Origin of the sequence: Salinibacter grassmerensis (assembly GCF_947077765.1) — a bacterium.
Lineage (GTDB): Bacteria > Bacteroidota > Rhodothermia > Rhodothermales > Salinibacteraceae > Salinibacter > Salinibacter grassmerensis.
In genome coordinates this window covers 822,355-839,723 of the sequence record NZ_CAMTTF010000001.1, presented here as the reverse complement: position 1 = coordinate 839,723, position 17,369 = coordinate 822,355, and the positions used below count along the sequence as shown (strand labels likewise).

General features: G+C 64.6%; 11 protein-coding genes. 6 read left to right on the top strand and 5 right to left on the bottom strand.

Annotated elements, in window-relative coordinates; all coding sequences use genetic code 11:
- The first annotated feature begins 10 nt into the window (after positions 1–10).
- The 3 genes from OJB03_RS03200 (at position 11) to OJB03_RS03190 (ending at position 4,250) form a co-directional block, all read left to right on the top strand.
- On the top strand, positions 11–1,246 hold the full coding sequence (locus tag OJB03_RS03200; RefSeq protein WP_263785207.1) for a hypothetical protein: 1,236 nt from the start codon (positions 11–13) through the stop codon (positions 1,244–1,246).
- A gap of 120 nt (positions 1,247–1,366) precedes the next feature.
- The gene (locus OJB03_RS03195; protein ID WP_263785206.1) at positions 1,367–2,902 is read left to right on the top strand and encodes a hypothetical protein; all 1,536 of its coding nucleotides are present in this window, start codon (positions 1,367–1,369) and stop codon (positions 2,900–2,902) included.
- Positions 2,892–4,250, top strand: coding sequence for a protoporphyrinogen/coproporphyrinogen oxidase (locus tag OJB03_RS03190; RefSeq protein ID WP_263785205.1), 1,359 nt, complete (start codon positions 2,892–2,894; stop codon positions 4,248–4,250). Before OJB03_RS03195 ends, OJB03_RS03190 begins: the two co-directional genes overlap by 11 nt.
- Positions 4,251–4,266: 16 nt before the next feature.
- Here the strand turns inward: OJB03_RS03190 and OJB03_RS03185 are convergent, their stop codons facing one another.
- The 4 genes from OJB03_RS03185 to OJB03_RS03170 form a co-directional block, all read right to left on the bottom strand.
- Positions 4,267–4,695: a secondary thiamine-phosphate synthase enzyme YjbQ gene (locus tag OJB03_RS03185; RefSeq protein WP_263785204.1), complete on the bottom strand. Its 429-nt coding sequence runs from the start codon at positions 4,693–4,695 to the stop codon at positions 4,267–4,269.
- 51 nt (positions 4,696–4,746) lie between these two features.
- Complete coding sequence (locus OJB03_RS03180) at positions 4,747–5,982, bottom strand: endonuclease/exonuclease/phosphatase family protein (RefSeq protein WP_263785202.1); 1,236 nt, start codon at positions 5,980–5,982, stop codon at positions 4,747–4,749.
- Positions 5,983–6,037: 55 nt separating this feature from the next.
- A complete protein-coding gene (gene hisS, locus OJB03_RS03175) occupies positions 6,038–7,345 on the bottom strand; it encodes a histidine--tRNA ligase (protein WP_263785199.1) in 1,308 nt (435 codons plus the stop codon).
- 70 nt (positions 7,346–7,415) lie between these two features.
- Positions 7,416–7,901, bottom strand: coding sequence for a PTS sugar transporter subunit IIA (locus OJB03_RS03170; RefSeq protein ID WP_263785197.1), 486 nt, complete (start codon positions 7,899–7,901; stop codon positions 7,416–7,418).
- Between the two features lie 390 nt (positions 7,902–8,291).
- Between OJB03_RS03170 and OJB03_RS03165 the strand changes: the two genes are divergently transcribed.
- The gene (locus tag OJB03_RS03165) at positions 8,292–10,769 is read left to right on the top strand and encodes a pyridoxal phosphate-dependent decarboxylase family protein (RefSeq protein ID WP_263785195.1); all 2,478 of its coding nucleotides are present in this window, start codon (positions 8,292–8,294) and stop codon (positions 10,767–10,769) included.
- 91 nt (positions 10,770–10,860) lie between these two features.
- Here the strand turns inward: OJB03_RS03165 and OJB03_RS03160 are convergent, their stop codons facing one another.
- Positions 10,861–12,213 carry a response regulator gene (locus OJB03_RS03160; protein WP_263785193.1) on the bottom strand — a complete coding sequence of 451 codons (1,353 nt, stop codon included), beginning with the start codon at positions 12,211–12,213 and terminating at the stop codon, positions 10,861–10,863.
- Between the two features lie 1,007 nt (positions 12,214–13,220).
- Here OJB03_RS03160 and OJB03_RS03155 point away from each other — a divergent pair.
- Positions 13,221–16,511: a PAS domain S-box protein gene (locus OJB03_RS03155; protein WP_263785192.1), complete on the top strand. Its 3,291-nt coding sequence runs from the start codon at positions 13,221–13,223 to the stop codon at positions 16,509–16,511.
- Between the two features lie 293 nt (positions 16,512–16,804).
- Positions 16,805–16,990: a hypothetical protein gene (locus tag OJB03_RS03150; protein WP_263785190.1), complete on the top strand. Its 186-nt coding sequence runs from the start codon at positions 16,805–16,807 to the stop codon at positions 16,988–16,990.
- Positions 16,991–17,369 lie beyond the last annotated feature (379 nt).

Here is a 17,369-nt window from a genome sequence, read left to right as displayed (position 1 = left end):
AGTGACTCCTATGCAACGTTCCCTTTTTCGCTACACGACCGTATTCCTGCTGCCCCTTCTTGCCTTCGGGCTGGTCCTGACGGGCTGCGACAGCACCGGCTCAAGCGGTGGCAATGTCGACGAGACCGATTCGTTTGCGTATCCGTCCAGCACCTACGGGGCGGAGACCGTTACAAATCTACTGGCGTTTGATCTCGGGGTTAAGGTCGGGAATGCCTCTAACAACTCGGAGACCGTGCTCGACGAGCTGTACACGGGCACCATCGACGACAAGACGCTCCCGACCTCTGGCATCTCGGCCCAGCAGAGTACCTACGGCGACATTGCGAGCGGGGTTGACATCTCCTCCCTGACGAACGATGCGGACCTCCTACAGAGCGCAAACCTAGAGAGTAGCGATTCGCCCAGCTCGGGGTCGTCAATTACAACGGACGACATGCTCACGTTCTACTTTGAGCAGGCCGGGGCGAACGACGTCGCCACGACCGATAACGGCATCGTCCTGAGCCAGTTTGCCGAGAAGATGCTGCTGGGGACGCCCATCTACGGGCAAGGGGCGTCGATCCTGAGTGACTTCGCTAATGGCAATGTCTCGTCGAACCAGGCGGAGCAGTGGGACAAGGCCTTCGGCTACTTCGGCTTCCCGCGCACCCTTGAGCCGTTTCTCGATTACAGCGGCGGCGGAGAGGGATTGGCCAGCGGGCCGGCCCAGGACATTGACGGCAATGAGTCCGTTGACCTGACGAGTGAGTACGTTTACACCTGGGCCGCCTACGCCATCGAGCGCTCCACCGCGGCGTCGAACACCGATGGTCCGTCTCCCGACTTCGCCCGAGATGCCTTCAATGCACTCGTCGAAGGACGGGAAGACATCGAAAACGACGAGGATCCCTCTAGTCACGCTCAGACGGCCCTCGACGCCTGGGAGAAGGTCGTCGCGGTCAACGTGATTCACTACGTCAACTCGATGGAGGGGTCGCTGAGCGGCCTCGACGACGGAAAAACCATCGCGCAGGGAGACATCGACGAGGGCGCTTGGGGGGAAGCCAAAGCCTTTGCCTGGAGCCTCCAATACTACAACAGCGAGCTGAGCACCACGCAGCTGAACGACATCCTCAAGGATGTCGGCAACGCCCCTCCGTACGGAGAGGTGACCGTATCGGAATACGAAAACGACCTCGCGGACGCGACGCAGATCCTCCAGGACGCCTACAGCTTCAGCGACAGCAACGTGGCGGCCTGGTAGTCTGCACGCCACACGGATCACACGGGGTTGTGCCCGGTGATGCATGACCGATCGCCCCTCTTCCGCCCCGGCGGGGGAGGGGCGTCGGTGTCTGATTCCCCAACTTGCCCGTTCGACCTCGTGAGCACGCGCGACACAGCCTCGCCGGTGACTGCTGCCGATGCGTCGTCCTGGCGCCGGATGCTCCGGCGGTACTGGAGGGCGCGCGGCGTGGCGTGGGGCGCGCTGATCGTGGCCTGCATCGGCAGCCGCCTCGCCACCACCATCACGTACATCGAGGACCCCGACAGCCTCCGCTTCGCGCTCAGCGTGGCGGACGAGTACGACATCGCGGCGCTCCAGCCCCACTTTCCGGGGTACCCGGTGTTCTGGGCAGCGACGGAGCTGTTCTACCTGCCCACCGGGTCATTTAGCACCAGCTTTTCGCTGGTCGGTGGGTTTGCGACCGTCGGTCTCGTTTGGGCGCTCCTCCGTCTGTGGGACCGACCGCTATGCTCGGTTGAAGGGGCAGCGCTGGCCGGTGTCGTCGTCCTCAATCCACTCTTATGGCTGATGGCCAACCGCTACATGCCCGACTTCTTGGGCACGGCGTGGGCCGTAGCGACGCTGGCGGTTCTGCTCCGGGCGGGGCAATCGGAGGGCCGGGCGGGGCAATCGGAGGGCCGGGCGGGACGACGGGCCGCGCTCGTGGGCATCGCCCTGGCCGGGCTGCTGGCCGGGCTGCGGCTCTCGTACCTGCCGCTCGTCGTGGTCCCGTCCCTCCTCGTGCTGTGGCGCTCCGACCGGCCGATCCGGCTCGTCGCGGCGGGCGTTGCTGGGGTGGGGGTGTGGCTCGTGCCGATGGTGCTCGACACGGGCCTGTGGACCCTGATCGACGTGGCGTGGGGCCAGACCACCGGCCACTTTGCGGACTTCGGGGGCACGGTGCAGACGGAGTCGGACCTCGGCCGCCGTCTCGCCGGAACCGTACAGGGCCTGTGGGCCGACGGGCTCGGGGGCTGGTGGCCCGGGCGTCACTGGAGCACACTCCTCGTCGGCACCGGGGTGCTGGGCGTGGGCATCTCGGGCCTTCGGCGCATGGTGCAGACCGGCGCTGTTGGCCGTCGACGCGCGCGGATGCTCGTGGTGTGTGCGGCCGTCTACGGCGCCTGGATGTTTTTCTTCCAGAACGTCGTGCACAAGAGCCGGCACGTGCTTCCCCTTCTGGCACTACTGCTCCCGGTGCTGGCGGCGGGCGCAGCCACCTGGTGGCGGACCCGCTCGTGGCCCGTCCGCGGAGCCGTCCTGGCCGTCGCCGGGGCCTACGCCGCGGTCACGTTCGTGCTCGTGGATCAGCACCGCGATCCGTCGGCCATCGCCCAGGCCAAGGGGTTTGTCGAAAATACGGCCCGGACGACCTCCAGGCCAACCCGCGTCGCGTCCGTTCCGCTCGTCAACACGTACCTCCAGACCCAGCAGGTGGGGGCGCGGTTTCTCTCGATCGAGGACTCGTCGGACGTCCGCCGTCTGCGAGAGACGGAGGCGGGACGTACCCTGGTGGTGGGCACCTACGCGTCGCTGATCGACCAGGCCCCGACCCGCACCCGCACGTTCTACCACAACCCGCACGTCAATCGCATGTGGCCCAAGGTGACCGTTTATGTCTATGAGCACTGACCCGCACGAGGCACCACTGACCGTACTGGGCGCGGGCCCCGCCGGGCTCGCGACCGGGTTCTACGCCCGGAGGCAGGGGCTCGACGTGCGCCTGTTTGAGGCCGCGGACGCGGTGGGCGGCAACGCACGGACGCTCCGGATGGGCCCCTTCCGCTACGACACCGGCGCGCACCGCTTCCACGACAAAAACGACGCGGTGACCGCCGACGTGCGGGCCCTCCTGGGCGACGACCTCCGCCGCGTGGACGCACCCAGCCAAATCTGCTGGCGCGGGCGGCGCATCGACTTTCCGCTCGCCCCGTACGACCTCTTGCGGAAGCTTCCCCTCTCCCTCCTCGCCCAGATTGCGTGGGAGCAACTGTCCATTCCTCGCATCTCGGACGACGCCGATCACTTTGAGGAGATGGCCCTGCAGAGCTACGGCCCCACCCTCGCCGGGCACTTCCTGCTGAATTATACCGAGAAGCTGTGGGGCGCCGACGCCACCACCCTCTCTCCCCGTGTGGCCGGGGACCGCCTGGAGGGCCTCGACCTCAAGACGTTCTTTCTCGAGGCCTTCGGCGGCCCAACCCAGAAAGCGCGTCACCTCGACGGCTCGTTCTATTACCCCAAGCATGGCTACGGCCAGATCGCCGAGGCCACCGCCGACGCCATCGGCCGCGAGCGCATCCGTACCGGCGCCCGCATCACCCGGCTGTCGCACGACGGCCGCCAGATCCGCCACGTCACGGTCAACGACGATGCCCGCACCGACGTGGACTCGGTCGTGAGCACACTGCCCCTCACGCGCATGCTCCACCTGCTCGACCCACCGCCGCCCGATGCGGTGCAGTCGGTGGCCGAATCGATGCAGTTCCGCCACCTCCGCCTCGTGGTGCTGGGCCTGGACCGTCCGCGCCTCACCCCCAATGCCTCCCTCTACTTTCCCGAGCGATCGGTCCCGTTCACCCGCCTCTACGAGCCGAAAAACCGCAGTCCCGACATGGCTCCCGACGACCAGACCGTCGTCGTTCTCGAACGCCCCTGCCACCCGGACACCGCGGCGTGGGAGCAGTCAGACGAAGTCCTTCGGGACAGCGCGGTGGACCTGCTGGCCGCACAGGGGTTCATCGAGGGAGACGAGGACGTCGTCACGGTCGACCATCAGGCCCTTCCCTTTGCGTATCCCATCTTGGAGGTCGGCGCCCACGACAAGGCCGATCGCCTGAAAACGTACCTGGATCGCTTCAACAATCTCCGCCTGCTGGGCCGGGGCGCCCGCTTCACCTACACCCACGTGCACGCCCTCTACGCTCGGGCCCGGCGGCTGGCCAAACAAATCGCACCACGCGCCGAGTCGGTCGCCTGACCCGCCCTCTGCGGCGCTACGTTGTCTCCCCGTAGGCCGTTACCACCACCGAGCGCGCGCCGCCATTGTCGCGGTGCTCGTTCAGGTAGATGCCCTGCCAGGTGCCAAAGGCCGGCTGCCCGTCCTGGAGGGGAACAGAAAGGCTCGTGTCGAGCAGCGACGCCTTGATGTGAGCGGGCATGTCGTCGGGGCCCTCCACCGTATGCTGGTAGTAGGGCTGGTTCTCGGGCACCAGCTCGTCGAAGTAGCGCTCCATATCCCCACGCACCGCCGGGGCGGCGTTCTCGTTGATTGTAAGGGAGGCGGAGGTATGCTGGATAAAGACGTGCAGGAGGCCCGTCTGGAGGTCGTCGAGGCGAGGCCCCCTCGCCAAGATCTGATCGGTGACGAGGTGAAAGCCGCGGGGCTTCGGGTCGAGGCGGACGGTGTCTTGTCGCCACTCCATGGCAGGCAACAAAAAAAGGATTGGGAGACGTTGTGACAATGGGGGATAGGCCTACGGGCCGACGCGCACATCCATCCAGACCGGGAAGTGATCGCTCACCGGCACGTCGGGAACGCGGGTGGGGGAGGGCCGCCATACGCCAGCCTCGTCGACGGTCACGGTGGAGGCGGGCAGCACGTAATCGATGCGGGCCTCCCAGCGCGACGTGTCGTCGGGGTCGAGGTCGGGATAATCCGCCTGCCGGGCCGGCGAGGCCTCCGGCACCACGTCCCCGTTGACACGCTCGTGGCCGATCAGGTGCCGGATGGCGTTCCGGAAAATCGACGCGTCGTCCGGGTCGGCGTTCAGGTCGCCCATAATCAGGAACGAGGCGTTTGCGTGGAGCCCTCCGGTCCGCCCCGAGTCGTCTTCGACGTAGGAGGCCTGGTTCAGGTAGTCGCTCCAGAACTGCACCTCGTCGTGGTTGCGGTGGTTATTGCGACGAGCCACCCCGTCGAAGCCAGGCGGCGTAGGATGACTCGCCAGTACGTGGAGCACCTCGCCGCTGGGGAGTTGCACGGGCACGTCCCAGTGGCTTTTGGACGAGAGGCGCACTGCGGCCCACTCCTCCGGGCTGTACCAGGGCTCAAACGACGTGGTGTCGAGGGGGACCGACGCGTTCGGCTTCTCGTGCCACGGCAGGAGCCGAAACGTACGGATCGAGTCGCGGAGCACCGCGAGATCGTCCCGGACGAGGAGGGCCATGCCGTACTGCCCGGGAAAGGTGCCAAAGCCCCACGCGTCGTTGCCATAGTCACGCCCTGCATCGGTCTGAGGGGGCACGCTGCCATCTTCGGGCGCACCGGGAATCTCCGGGACGGCCGGGAAAACCCGTCCGTCGTTGTTGAGGTCGAGCCCACTGTGCACCCCCGTGTTGACGGGCAGCATCACCGTTTGGTACGAGAGGCCGTCGAGGGTGTCGGCCTGCGGCGTGGAGAGGTAGTGGTGGGCGAACCGCTGGGCATTGTGGCCTTCCGGGGCGCCCGCCCGGTAGCCCGGATCGCCCGGCTGGTCGTACGTCATCTCGTTGACGAGCAGCACATCGGGCGCGAGGTGCTGAATGCGCGCCGCCGCCCGCTGGAGGCGGGGATGATCGGCCCGGCGCAAGTCGGCGGTGCGGACGTCTTCGATGTTGTAAGTCATGGCGCGCACGGACGTCTCTTCCTCATTCATGGCCTGCTCGCGGGGGCGGCACCCCACCACCAGCCCCACACCCAAGAGCAAGAGCACCCAGATGTTCTTTGGCATCGAGACGAGAGACGATGTTCGACAATCAGCAAACGGCCCCCAGCACAGATTCACGCTAGGCAACCTCGGGGGAGCCGGTGAGGTACTCGGCCAGGTCGTCGAACGGGACGTCCTCCTGCTCCCCACTCTCCATCTCCTTGACGGTCGCGGCCTCGGCCTCCAGCTCGTTCCCGCCAATGATCATCGTGTACGGGGCATCCTGCCGGTTGGCCTCCTTCATCTGCGCCTTCAACGACCGGCCCATGAGGTCGTGGGCGACGTGCAGCCCCGCCGCGCGCAGTTCCTGGGCCGTGCGGAAGACCCACGCCTCCGCCTCGTCGCCCAGCGCCGCGATAAAGACATCGGGCGAGGCCGCATCGGGACGGTCAACCTCCGCCTCGTCGAGCGCAAGGAAGAGGCGCTCCATGCCCGCCGCGAAGCCGACCGCGGGCACCGGTTCGTCACTGCCCAGCACCTCCGCAAGACGGTCGTAGCGCCCCCCACCCGCAAGCGCACTCTGTGCCCCGAGGCCCGGGCTTTCCAGCTCAAAGGTGGTCTCGGTGTAGTAGTCCAGCCCCCGCACGAGGTGGGGGTCTTCTTCGTACTCGACGCCTAGGTCGCCGAGCAGCTCCTTGACCCGATCGTAGTGGGCAAGGCTTTCCTCCCCCACGAAGTCCATGAGCGTCGGCGCATCGCGCAGGAGCTCCTGCTCGTGCTCCACCTTCGTATCGAGGATGCGTAGCGGGTTGCGCTCCAGGCGACGGCGGCTCGTCTCCGACAGCTCGTCGGCGTGCGGCGTCAGGTAGTCCTGCAGGGCGGCGACGTACTCCTCGCGGCGCTCCGGCGTCCCAAGCGTGTTGAGGCGGAGGCGCAGGTCGGACAGGCCGAGCGCCTCGCACACGGCCATCAGCACAGCAATGGTCTCGGCGTCGGCCCGGGGCTGGTCCGCGCCCAACACCTCGACGCCAAACTGGTGAAACTGCCGATATCGCCCCTTCTGCGGCTGCTCGGCCCGGAAACACGGGCCGATGTAGAACAGCTTCTGCACCCCACCGCGCTGATCAAGGTGGTGTTGGAGAAAGGAGCGCACGACCGGCGCCGTAATCTCGGGCCGGAGGACGTACTGCGTATCGCTCCGCTCGAAGGCAAACATTTCCTTCTGCACGATGTCGGTCGATTCGCCCACCCCACGCGCTACGAGCTCGGTGGGCTCCAGCACGGGCGTACGAATCTCTTCAAAGTTGTGGCGACGCATCACGTTGCGGACCGTGGCCTCCACATGGCGCCACTCGGCACTGCCGGCCACCCGCGTTCCCCCATCGTCGGTGTAGGCGTCCGGCAGGATGTCGAAGGTGCCCTTAATGTTTTGGAACGAAGTGCTCACTGGCAAAAGGAATCGCTAAAGAAGACTAGAGATGTGGGTCCCTCCCTCGAATGCACGCCGGTCGCCGGCCTCAACTGCGGAGCGCGGCCTCCTCCTCACGGATGGTTTCGATGACCGTCTCTGGCGTCTCGGCGTCCAAAAGACGCTCTCGCAGCGACTCCCGGCTCACGAGCCGCGAGATGCGGCCCAGGATTTTGACGTGCTGCGACTTGTGCTCCTCCGGCCCCACGAGCAGCAGAAGGATTTGGACGGGGACGTCGTCGACCGCCCCGAAGTCGACCGGCTCGTCGGTGGTCGCAAAAGCCGCAACGGTATCGGAGGCCGCTGGGGTCTTGGCGTGGGGGAGGCCGAGCCCCTTTCCCACACCGGTCGACATTTTCTCTTCCCGCGCAAAGATCGCCGCCCGCGCATCGTCGAGGCTACTGATGGCCCCGTGGCCGGCCAGCACGTCGACGAGCGCGTCGATCACCGCTGTCTTTGAGGTCTCGGCCAGCCCGATGCGGACGTGCTCCGGGTCCAATAGCTGGTTGATCTTGGTGGTCTGGGTCGTCGGCATGCGCACGACCGGGTCGGTGAGGCAGACAAAACGCAGGCTAGGTGGACACCCCGCACGTTACAGCATAGGAGAAGACGCCGTCGATTTCACGTATTCGCTCGCCCCCCGCCCCGGGTTCCGCTCCACAGTACGGGCGTGTCTCCGTCTGCGACGAAGAATTCACGATCTCATCGGGTGGAGGCCCCATGGTACCGACGCGCGACCGGGTCCTTACTCCTTTCTCGCATGGACCGAGCACGATCACACCGCTCATTCCGCTCTTCATTCTGGGGCCTGCGCGACCGTCCGTGGGGGCTCCTATTTCCTTCATGAAAATCCTCCACACCGAAAAGATTGTCGGGGCACCCCGTACGGATCATTCCCACTTTTCGACAACAGCTCCCTCCCGCCATGTCCGACCCACCGTCCTCCGACGCGCTCCACAAGGCCGCCTTTCTCGGCCCAAAAGGGGAGAACGCCGACGAGCTGGAGCGCCTGCTCCTCGAGGTGCTCCGGGACCACGTCTTCTGGCGCCGCAACTTTCACCCACGGGACCCTCGCCTGATCGACGAGCGGGACAAGCGCACCGAGGCGTTCGACGACATGTCGGCGCGGCTTCGGGACGAGCTCTCAAAAATTTTGGCGGAGCTGAAGCGCGCGGCGCCGCTCTACTCGCCGCGGCAGGTGGCCCACATCGTGAGCGACCCGTCGCTGCCCGCCTTCGTGGGCTACTTTGCCGGGCTCCTCTACAACCAGAACAACGTGGTGGCGGAGGTGTCTCCGGAGACGGTGCGGGAGGAACGGGCCTACTTCAAGGCCCTTGCCGAAATGGTAGGCTACCCCACGTTTCTCCCCGAGACCCTGCCCCGCGACGCCCGCACCCGGCGCCCCTCGTACAGCTGGGGGCACCTCTGCAGCGGCGGCACGGTGGCAAACCTGGAGACGCTTTGGATCGCCCGCAACATCCGGCTTTACCCGTTGGCCGTCCGCCTCGTCGCCCACCAGACCGACGCGTTCGCGTCGCTTGCCGACCTGGAGGTGACGACCGCCATCGGCGAGCGCGCCGCCCTCGACGCCCTGTCCACGTGGCGCCTCTCGAACCTTCCAATCGACGCCATCACCGACCTGCACCTGCGCATCAAGGCCACCCTGCGCGAGGGGCCGCCGGAACGGGCAGAGGCGTTTCAGGAGGCATTGCCCAGCGTGCGGCGGGCCGGGCTCGCCTCCTTCTTGCTCCAGTACAACCGGGCGTTTCCCGACGACCCGGCCCGTCTGCCGAAGGTGTTCATCTCGCAGGCGACCCACTACTGCTGGCAGAAGAACATGGACGTGGTGGGCCTCGGGGCCGACGCGCTGGAGACGATTCCCGTGGACGACCGCATCCGTCTCGATACCGACGCGCTGCGCGAGCGGCTTCACGAGTGCATCGAGAATCAGCAGCCGGTGCTCGGGGTCGTCTCCATCGTGGGCACCACGGAGGAGGGGGCCATCGACCCGCTGCATGAGATTGAGGCCGTGCGCCGAGAAGTGGGCGACGCCGGCCTCACGTTCTGGCACCACTGCGACGCCGCCTTCGGGGGCTTCTTCGCCTCTCTTCTTCCGAAGACGGACGACGGGGACTTCGTCCCGCCCGCCCAGCTCGACGATGCCCTCGTGGGCCCCGACGGCCTCCTCCCCGCCGACGACGCGGAGGCGCTCGCGACGCTCTCCGCGACGGACTCCATCACGATCGACCCTCACAAGTTCGGCTACGTGCCCTACCCCGCGGGCGCCGTTCTCTTCCGGGACTACCATGTCCGCGACGCCATCGCGTACAAGGCGCCGTACCTCGCCGATGAGGACCAGTCCGGGTTCGGCGGCTTCCTGGGGCAGTGGACGCTGGAGGGCTCTCGCCCCGGCGCCGTGGCCGTGAGCTGCTACCTGTCGCAGGCGATGGTGCCCCTCACGCCCGACGGGCACGGACGCTTCATGGAGAACTGCATCCGGGCGAATCAGCAGCTCTTCGAGGCACTGACGGAGCGCTTTTCCGCCGCCGAGGGGGAACTGGACCTGCGCCCGTTCCACCACCCGGAGACGGTCGCGTTCTGCTTCGTCGTGACCCCGGGCCCCGACGTCGAGAGCATCGCGTCCCTCAACGACTACACGAACCGGATCTGGCAGCAGATGACCGTCGACGGGCGGGAAGACATCAACCAGTACGCCTTCCTGCTCTCCCGCACCGAGGTCGACGTGGCGGACTACGCCCACATCCTGAAGGATCTGCTGCCCGCAGATGTAGTGCGGGAGGCCGCCGAGCGCGGCGCGTCGCTCACCCTCCTCCGCACCTGCCTCATGAACCCGTTCCAGTCCGACTGGCACACCGATGAGGGCTCCTTCCCCGAACAGGTGGCCGACTTTCTTTACGACGTGGCGCTGGAAGAGTACGTGGCCCACACGTTCCCCCCCGTCCCGCGCCCCGACGCCGACCGCCATCCCATCCTGGTCGTCGAGCAGACGCCCCGGGCACAGGAGGGCCTCGCCCGCTACCTGGAGCACGACGAGAAGGTGGTTGCCCACTTCGACGTCCGCTCCTGCAGCGCCGCCACACTGAAAGACCTTCGGGGCCGCCTAGGCGAGGTGCGCGACCTCGTGCTTCACGTCGACCCCTCCGCCCCATCGCAGGCCCTCCGCATTGCGCGTTGGCTCGTGGACGAGGCCCGGATCGACTCCGAGCACCTGCTCGCCGTGGCGACGCAGCACACCAACGGCACCGACGTGACGGCCCGCCTCGGCGAACTGGGCCTTCCAGCCCGCAACGTCATTCTCGAATCCGACCTCCTCACTAGTACGCGACGACTGGTGCTGCAACTCAGCGCCCAACGGCCGGCCCCCGCTGGTCCCTCGTCTTAACCAACTGCGGGTCCCCCTCTCCTCAAGGCGGATACGAGCGCACGTATCGGAGGTCTTCGGGGCGACTGCGTAGTCGGCCTCGGACTCGGGACTACGCCGCATCCAAGACCTCATCGACAAACTCGGTGGCGTCCCCGACGATGTCCACGACCGACGCAATCAGCCTCCCTTCGGAGAGGGACTGCTCCCTCACCACGTGACGTGTGACCTTGGACTCTTGGAGGTCGCGGGTGAGGGCTTCCTCGTCGCCCCACGGGTTCTCGTCTTCGAGGTCGCCCGCATGTTGGGCCACCCTGAAGGCCATCGCGACGACCGGGACGAGCGGGCGGAAGTCCGCGCTGGTCCGTCCGGGGCGGTGGTGGCTTCGAAGAACAGCCTGCAATTTGTCGGAGATGCCGCACTCTTTCCCAACGGCAAGGCCATTCTGCACGTAGTCCTCTTCGAAGTGCAGAATTTCTTGTCCCTGCGGGGGTGGGCCCCGGAAGGGCGCCGACCGATCCTGCTCCTCAAACCAGAGATCGATATAGGTCTTCCCCTCTTCCTCGAGAAGGGCCAGGCGGCCGATCTGGGCAAAAATCCCGCCGGTGTACGCTACCCCGGGCTCGTCGAAGCCGACTTCCTTGGACAGCTCACGGGCGACGTAGGCCGCCAGCACGCTCGTTTTCATGACGTATTGCTGCACCCGCTCCCCCTCCGGCCCCTCGGTGCCCGAGAAGCTTTCCCCGATCACTTTCGTCAGGACGAGGTTGCACACCGGCTGAAAGCCGAGGTACCGCACAGCCCGCTCGACAGTGTCGATGGACTCCCTCATGCTGTAGTACGCCGAGTTGATGTGGCGAATGAGCCACTGCGACACCACCGCGTCTTTCTGCAACGCCCCCGTGAGCGCCTCCACGTCGGGGGACTCGGGGCTGGACGCGAGACTCGCGACCTCAGTCAGCGTGGTCGGAATCGGGGGCAGTTCAATCCCCGACAATGATATTTCGGGGGTCTCCACCTCGGACAAGGTGGGCTCATTGAGCCGCTGGGCGACAACGTCGAGAATTTCCCGCTTGGTCACCGGCTTCGCCACGACATCGTCAAATCCGGCCCGGCGGAAATGCTCGCGGTGGTCGTCCAGGGCATACGCCGTGCAGGCCACCGCCGGGGTAGACACGTACTCCTGCATTCTACGCACCGCCTGGAGCACCTCCACGCCCGTGCGGCGATCTTTCAGGTTGACGTCCAGGATGAATACGTCGTAGGCCTTCTCCTCGGCCTGGTCGTTAACGAGCGTGAAGCACCACTCGGCGTCGACCTCAACGATTGCATCGGGAACACGCCGGATCACCTGCTCACGGCGGCGCTCCTCGTTGACCCGTTCTGTGATGTCGAGCAGGACGCCGCGAAATAGAAATCCTTCCCCCTTGGAGTTTGGGCTCCGCGGCCCCCAGGAGCCAGACACGCTATCCATTGGGTCGATCAAACAGGAATCGTTGTCGCCAGCGCAAGCAGTTCGTGACCGCTTTCCTGGCCGACCGAAGAAACTTTTCTCGGTGACTTTCCGGACTGTGCTCCGCAAACCGTTCGTAGAACTCATCCGGCCCGGTGGAAAGCCTCAAAAGCCTGGTCTCCATCTCCCCGATGAACGTGACAAACTGTTCGCGCCATCCGACCCTGCCTGAGAATCAGAGGGTACGCCGGGCACATTGTCGGACAGGGCTTCTAGGCGGACCTTCCGCTCCATCTGTGTTTTTTCCAGAACCGTCTTCGATCGGCAACGCCTCAGCGGACGTGCCCTGCGCTGAAAAATCATTAATCCGAGGGTGCTGCTTTTTGCCAATGCCAGACGCTACCAAGGAGACATCACGGTCTCCGGACCTCAAAGAACCGAGGGAGAAGACGCACGCCTGAGGGCTTTTCGGAGTTACTGAGCCCCTGATTTCACCAACAGGCCCGGCCCCAGATACCCCCACCGGAAATTCTCTCTAGATTTCTTTTTGTGCCAAAGAGTTGGACCAAGCAGTTCTTATGCTACGTACTTATTTTAGGGAAATTGGTCTTTAGCCTCCGCACGCCGCTCCACATGATCATCATGGGTGCTACGCACAACTGCTGGGCGCTGCGCACAGCGGCAATCCAGGCGTTGATGGACCGAGCCGTGGCTGTTAAGAGTCACTTTTGCGGGGGGGGAGATAACGAAATTGGGACAACACTATTTCTTTTTGACTGTCCATAAGATGAGCTAACGTAGTCCAAAAGTCACAGCAAAACGCCCAATGCGGTTTCCGGTCACCGATCTCACGGATGCGGTGGATCTAACTCAGGAGATCCCCGAAGCACCTGGTTGTTCTTTGCGTACGTGACGTCGTGTAGCCCCAAAACGGAATGAGAGACGCCTTGAAGCGCGGATGGATAAGATCTGCGCGCACCCTGGGGCCCTGGGGCACTTTACCAGACTCTTCTTTGCCCATGAGTCCATTCTCATCCCAGTCGTCGACCGGTGGTTCATCGGACGGAGTGACAGAGCCAACGCCGAAGGGCCTCGTCCCGATTGGCACTGATTACTCCGAAGACGATCCGGGCCTTTCGTTTCGAGAGCAAGTCCGGCGGATCATACACGCCGATGGCTTGTCTTCGAGGGAGAAGATCCGCGCCCTCCTTCATGCCGGCACCGACCGACTCGGTATTGAGGCGGGGTTTCTCTCCCGCATTGATATGGCGGAGTCAACGCACCGAGTCGTTGCGGCCACCGGAGGGCATCCCAAAGTTCAGGCGGGTGCGGAGTCGGACCTCACGACAACCTATTGCCGGAAGGCCATAACGCAGAGCGAGGTCCTTTGCCTTGAGGACGCGGAACAGCAGGGCTGGGAAACGGACCCGGCCTATCAGGAATACGGCCTGTCCTGCTACCTCGGCGCCAAGATCATCGTTGAGGGCCAACTCTACGGCACGGTTTGCTTCGGGGGGCAGGAGCCGAGGCCGTCGGACCCGACGGACGAAGCGGCCATGGACCTGCTTGCCCAGTCGGTCGAGCGAATCCTGGAGCAGGAGCGCCATCGGCAGGAGACCGACCAATCGCAGGAAAAGTACGACTTACTTCTGGAGGCGGCCCCCGACCCTGTGATTCTGGCCGATGTTGACACGGGGCGGCTCGTTGAGGTGAACCAGAAGGCCGCCGAACTCATCGGGGCCAGCAAGGAGCAGATCACCGGGCGGCACCAGACTGAACTGCATCCCACGGGGGAGGCGGATCGGTACCGACGGCTATTTCAGAAGTGCTGTCGGCCAGGAGCAGGAGATAGAGTCCGCCGGTTCGAGGACGGATCTCCCATACACGTTGTGACCGACGACGGCGAGAACATACCCGTCGAAATCAGCGCCGCGACCGTAGAGGTCGAGGAGCGGCGGCTCGCGGTGGGCATCTTCCGCGACATCACCGAGCAGGAGCCACGCCGACGCACAATTGAATCCTCCCTGCAAGCGATTGAGGAGGCTGCCGACGGCATTGCGGTTCTGGAAGACGGGCGATACGTCTACGTGGACGAGACCCACGCGAACATGTACGGCTTCGAAAGCACTGACGCGCTGCTCGGGGAGTCGTGGCGACGTCTTTACAACGCCGACGAAGTGGACCGGTTGGAGAAAGAGGTTTTCCCAACCCTGGAGGAAGAAGGCCACTGGCAGGGGGAGGTCACCGGCAGCCGTCCCGACGGGACGACCTTCCCGGCGACGCTGTCTCTGACAATCGCCAGCGAGGGTCGACTGGTGTGCACGGTTCGGGACATCACCGATCGCCGGCAGAAGGATCGGGCCCTCCAGCACCGTTCCAGCGCCGTGGAAGCCGCGAGCGATGGGATCGCAATCCTTGACGCGGACGGTGTCTACCAGTACGTCAATCAGGCCCACGCAGCCATCTACGGTTACGATGCGCCCGAGTCTCTGATCGGAGAGTCTTGGATCATCTGCTACGATGAGGAAGAAGAGAAGCGCCTCGAGGAGGAGGTTCTCGCAACACTGCGCCAGACTGGCCAGTGGCGGGGAGAGGCACAGGGATTGCGGGCCGACGGCTCCTCGTTTTCGCAGGAACTGTCCCTCACGGCCCTCGAGGACGGGAGCTTTGTCTGCGTCGTCCGGGACATTACGGCACGAAAGGAGGACGAACGGAAGCTGCGGAGCACAAAGCAGTATTACGAGCAGATTTTGGAGAAAGCCGTGAAGGACCTGGCGGTGTTCAAGCCTGATGGACGGTACGAATTCGTCAACAAGCAGAGCGTGAAGGATCCGGAGATGCGGGAGTGGCTCATCGGCCACACGAACGTGGAATACTGCCGGAAACGAGGCTTGGACCTGGAGCTGGGGCGGCAACGACACCGGGCGATTCGGACGGCCGCCCGCGAGCAGCGAACCACCCAGTTCGAGGAAAGGATGGAGACGGAAAGTGGGGTCCGCTACTTCATGCGGAGCCACAAACCCATTACCAACATCGAAGGCGATGTCACGCACGTCGCGGCCTTCGGGATCGATATTACCGAACGCAAGAAGCAGGAGCAGGCCCTTCAGGAACGGCAGGACAAGATTGAGGCGCTCTACGAGGCAACGCGCCGGGTGCTCACGGCCGAAAGCCCAGAGGAGGTGTCCGGTCGCATCCACGAACTCCTCGGGACCATCTTCGATTATCCGCTTCAGAACACGGGGTTCGTGGACGGCGATCTCATTCGCCCGGAGCGGACGGTATCCGAATCCTCTGTACCGTCTCCCCAGCCGCAGCCAGAGAGCGGAGATAGCCTCTCGGCCCGGGCCGTGCGGACCGGAGACACAGTCGTTGCGGAGAACATAGACGACCTCGACAACGACATTGAGTACGGAAAACTGCGCTCCGCGGCGGCCGTGCCGATCGGGAAGCGTGGGGTCGTCGTCGTCGGCAAGACGGAGGTCGGGCGCTTCAGCCCGTTCAGCCTCCGCCTACTAGAGATTTTGAGTAGCTACGCGGCCCTCGTTCTAGGCCGCTTGGAGCGAGAGGGCGCCCTCCGCGAGGCGAAGGCGGAGGCCGAGATGGCCCAGGCAGAAGCGGAGGCTGCCAGCCGGGCCAAATCGGCGATGCTCGCGAACATGAGCCACGAGATCCGAACGCCGCTGACGTCGATTATCGGCTTCGCCGACGCCATTGGGGAGGAGGTCCAAGAGGAGGAGTCCGCCCTTCGTTTCGCCGACCTTATCGGGAAGAGCGGCCGCCGGCTTCTGAGCACGCTCGATGGGGTCCTCAACCTCTCGAAGCTGGAGGCGGGAAAGATGGACCTGGAAGAGACGGCGGTAGACATTGCCGGACAGGCGGCGACAATCGTGGAGGAGCTTCGGCCGAGAGCCGAGGACAAGGGGTTGCGTCTACGGGTCGAGGCCCGTGAAACTCCCGCATGGGCCCAGGCGGATGAGGGCGGCGTGCAAATCGTACTTCAGAACCTCATCTCCAACGCGATCAAATACACCAACGACGGAGAGGTGCGGGTCCGAATTTCTCGGGAGGCGGAGCAGGCGGTTTTGGACGTGGAGGACACCGGGATCGGCATGGATCAGGGGATGGTCGAGACCCTCTTCGATCCGTTCCGCCAGGAGTCCGAGGGGCTCGGTCGGGAGTACGAGGGCACTGGGCTTGGCTTGACCGTCACCAAGAAAGCCATCGACCAGATGGGCGGGTCCATCAACGTGGAGACCGAGAAGGGCGAGGGAAGCCACTTCACAGTCCGATTCCCTGAGCCGAAATAGAGCGTCTCCGTGGGGCCTACGCCGAAGATCGTCCGGGCGGCGTTCCTCATCCGAACAACATCTTTCGGGCCTCCTCCCCATCAACCAACCGTCGAAAACCATCCGGACAGCTCGCCCTTCGGCCCCAGCCCTTCCCTTTCGGGCTGTCCCACGTCCGCACGGGCCGGTTCTGCACCCCTCCTCAAACCACCAGAGCTGGCGGAAAGTTGGCCTCAAAATTTAGCCCTGAACCTACGATAATCGTGACCAGAGAGTTATGTTAACTCACTTTTATAAATCGGTTCTGGGCTTCCATGAAGCTTTCCAAGATCACGCGCTTGGCCGCGGCCACGCTCACGGTGCTCCTCCTCGTTCTCGGCGTGGGAATGTACCTCAATTCGCAATCGACCAGCGCACTCGTCGGTGCGTATGAGCAGCAGGCATCTTACACCAATATGGGGCACCAGGTCGCTTACGACTCTGATTACCTCACCCGTTAGGCGCGGTCTTTTGCGGTCACTGGGGATTCAAAATACCTCGACAACTACTGGGAAAAGTTGGACGAGAAGCCCCTTCAGCAGCCCATCGACGAGTTGAGTAGCGCAGAGGGGGACTACGACGAAGAGATCGAGTATCTCCGTAAAGCGAAGGCGAACTCGGATGCGCTGGTAGAGATCGAGATTCGTTCAATGCGCCTCGTGCTGGAGGCCAATGGGGGGCCGGAGTCGGAGATGCCGGGCCCAGTCGCCAGTGCAAGCCTCAGTGAGCATGATCAGGCACTGTCTGATCGGGAAAAACGCGCCGAGGCCCGCCAAATTATGTTTGACGACCAGTACCGGGCGACACGAGAGGAGGTCATCCGGCCCAGTGAGAACTTCC

What these genes read in the sequence shown, in the direction of transcription:
- OJB03_RS03200 (WP_263785207.1), top strand. Translation starts at nt 11, where the DNA reads ATGCAACGTTCCCTTTTTCGCTACACGACCGTATTCCTGCTGCCCCTT.
- OJB03_RS03190 (WP_263785205.1), top strand. Translation starts at nt 2,892, where the DNA reads ATGAGCACTGACCCGCACGAGGCACCACTGACCGTACTGGGCGCGGGC.
- OJB03_RS03185 (WP_263785204.1), bottom strand. Translation starts at nt 4,695, where the DNA reads ATGGAGTGGCGACAAGACACCGTCCGCCTCGACCCGAAGCCCCGCGGC.
- OJB03_RS03180 (WP_263785202.1), bottom strand. Translation starts at nt 5,982, where the DNA reads ATGCCAAAGAACATCTGGGTGCTCTTGCTCTTGGGTGTGGGGCTGGTG.
- OJB03_RS03170 (WP_263785197.1), bottom strand. Translation starts at nt 7,901, where the DNA reads ATGCCGACGACCCAGACCACCAAGATCAACCAGCTATTGGACCCGGAG.
- OJB03_RS03165 (WP_263785195.1), top strand. Translation starts at nt 8,292, where the DNA reads ATGTCCGACCCACCGTCCTCCGACGCGCTCCACAAGGCCGCCTTTCTC.
- OJB03_RS03155 (WP_263785192.1), top strand. Translation starts at nt 13,221, where the DNA reads ATGAGTCCATTCTCATCCCAGTCGTCGACCGGTGGTTCATCGGACGGA.
- OJB03_RS03150 (WP_263785190.1), top strand. Translation starts at nt 16,805, where the DNA reads ATGAAGCTTTCCAAGATCACGCGCTTGGCCGCGGCCACGCTCACGGTG.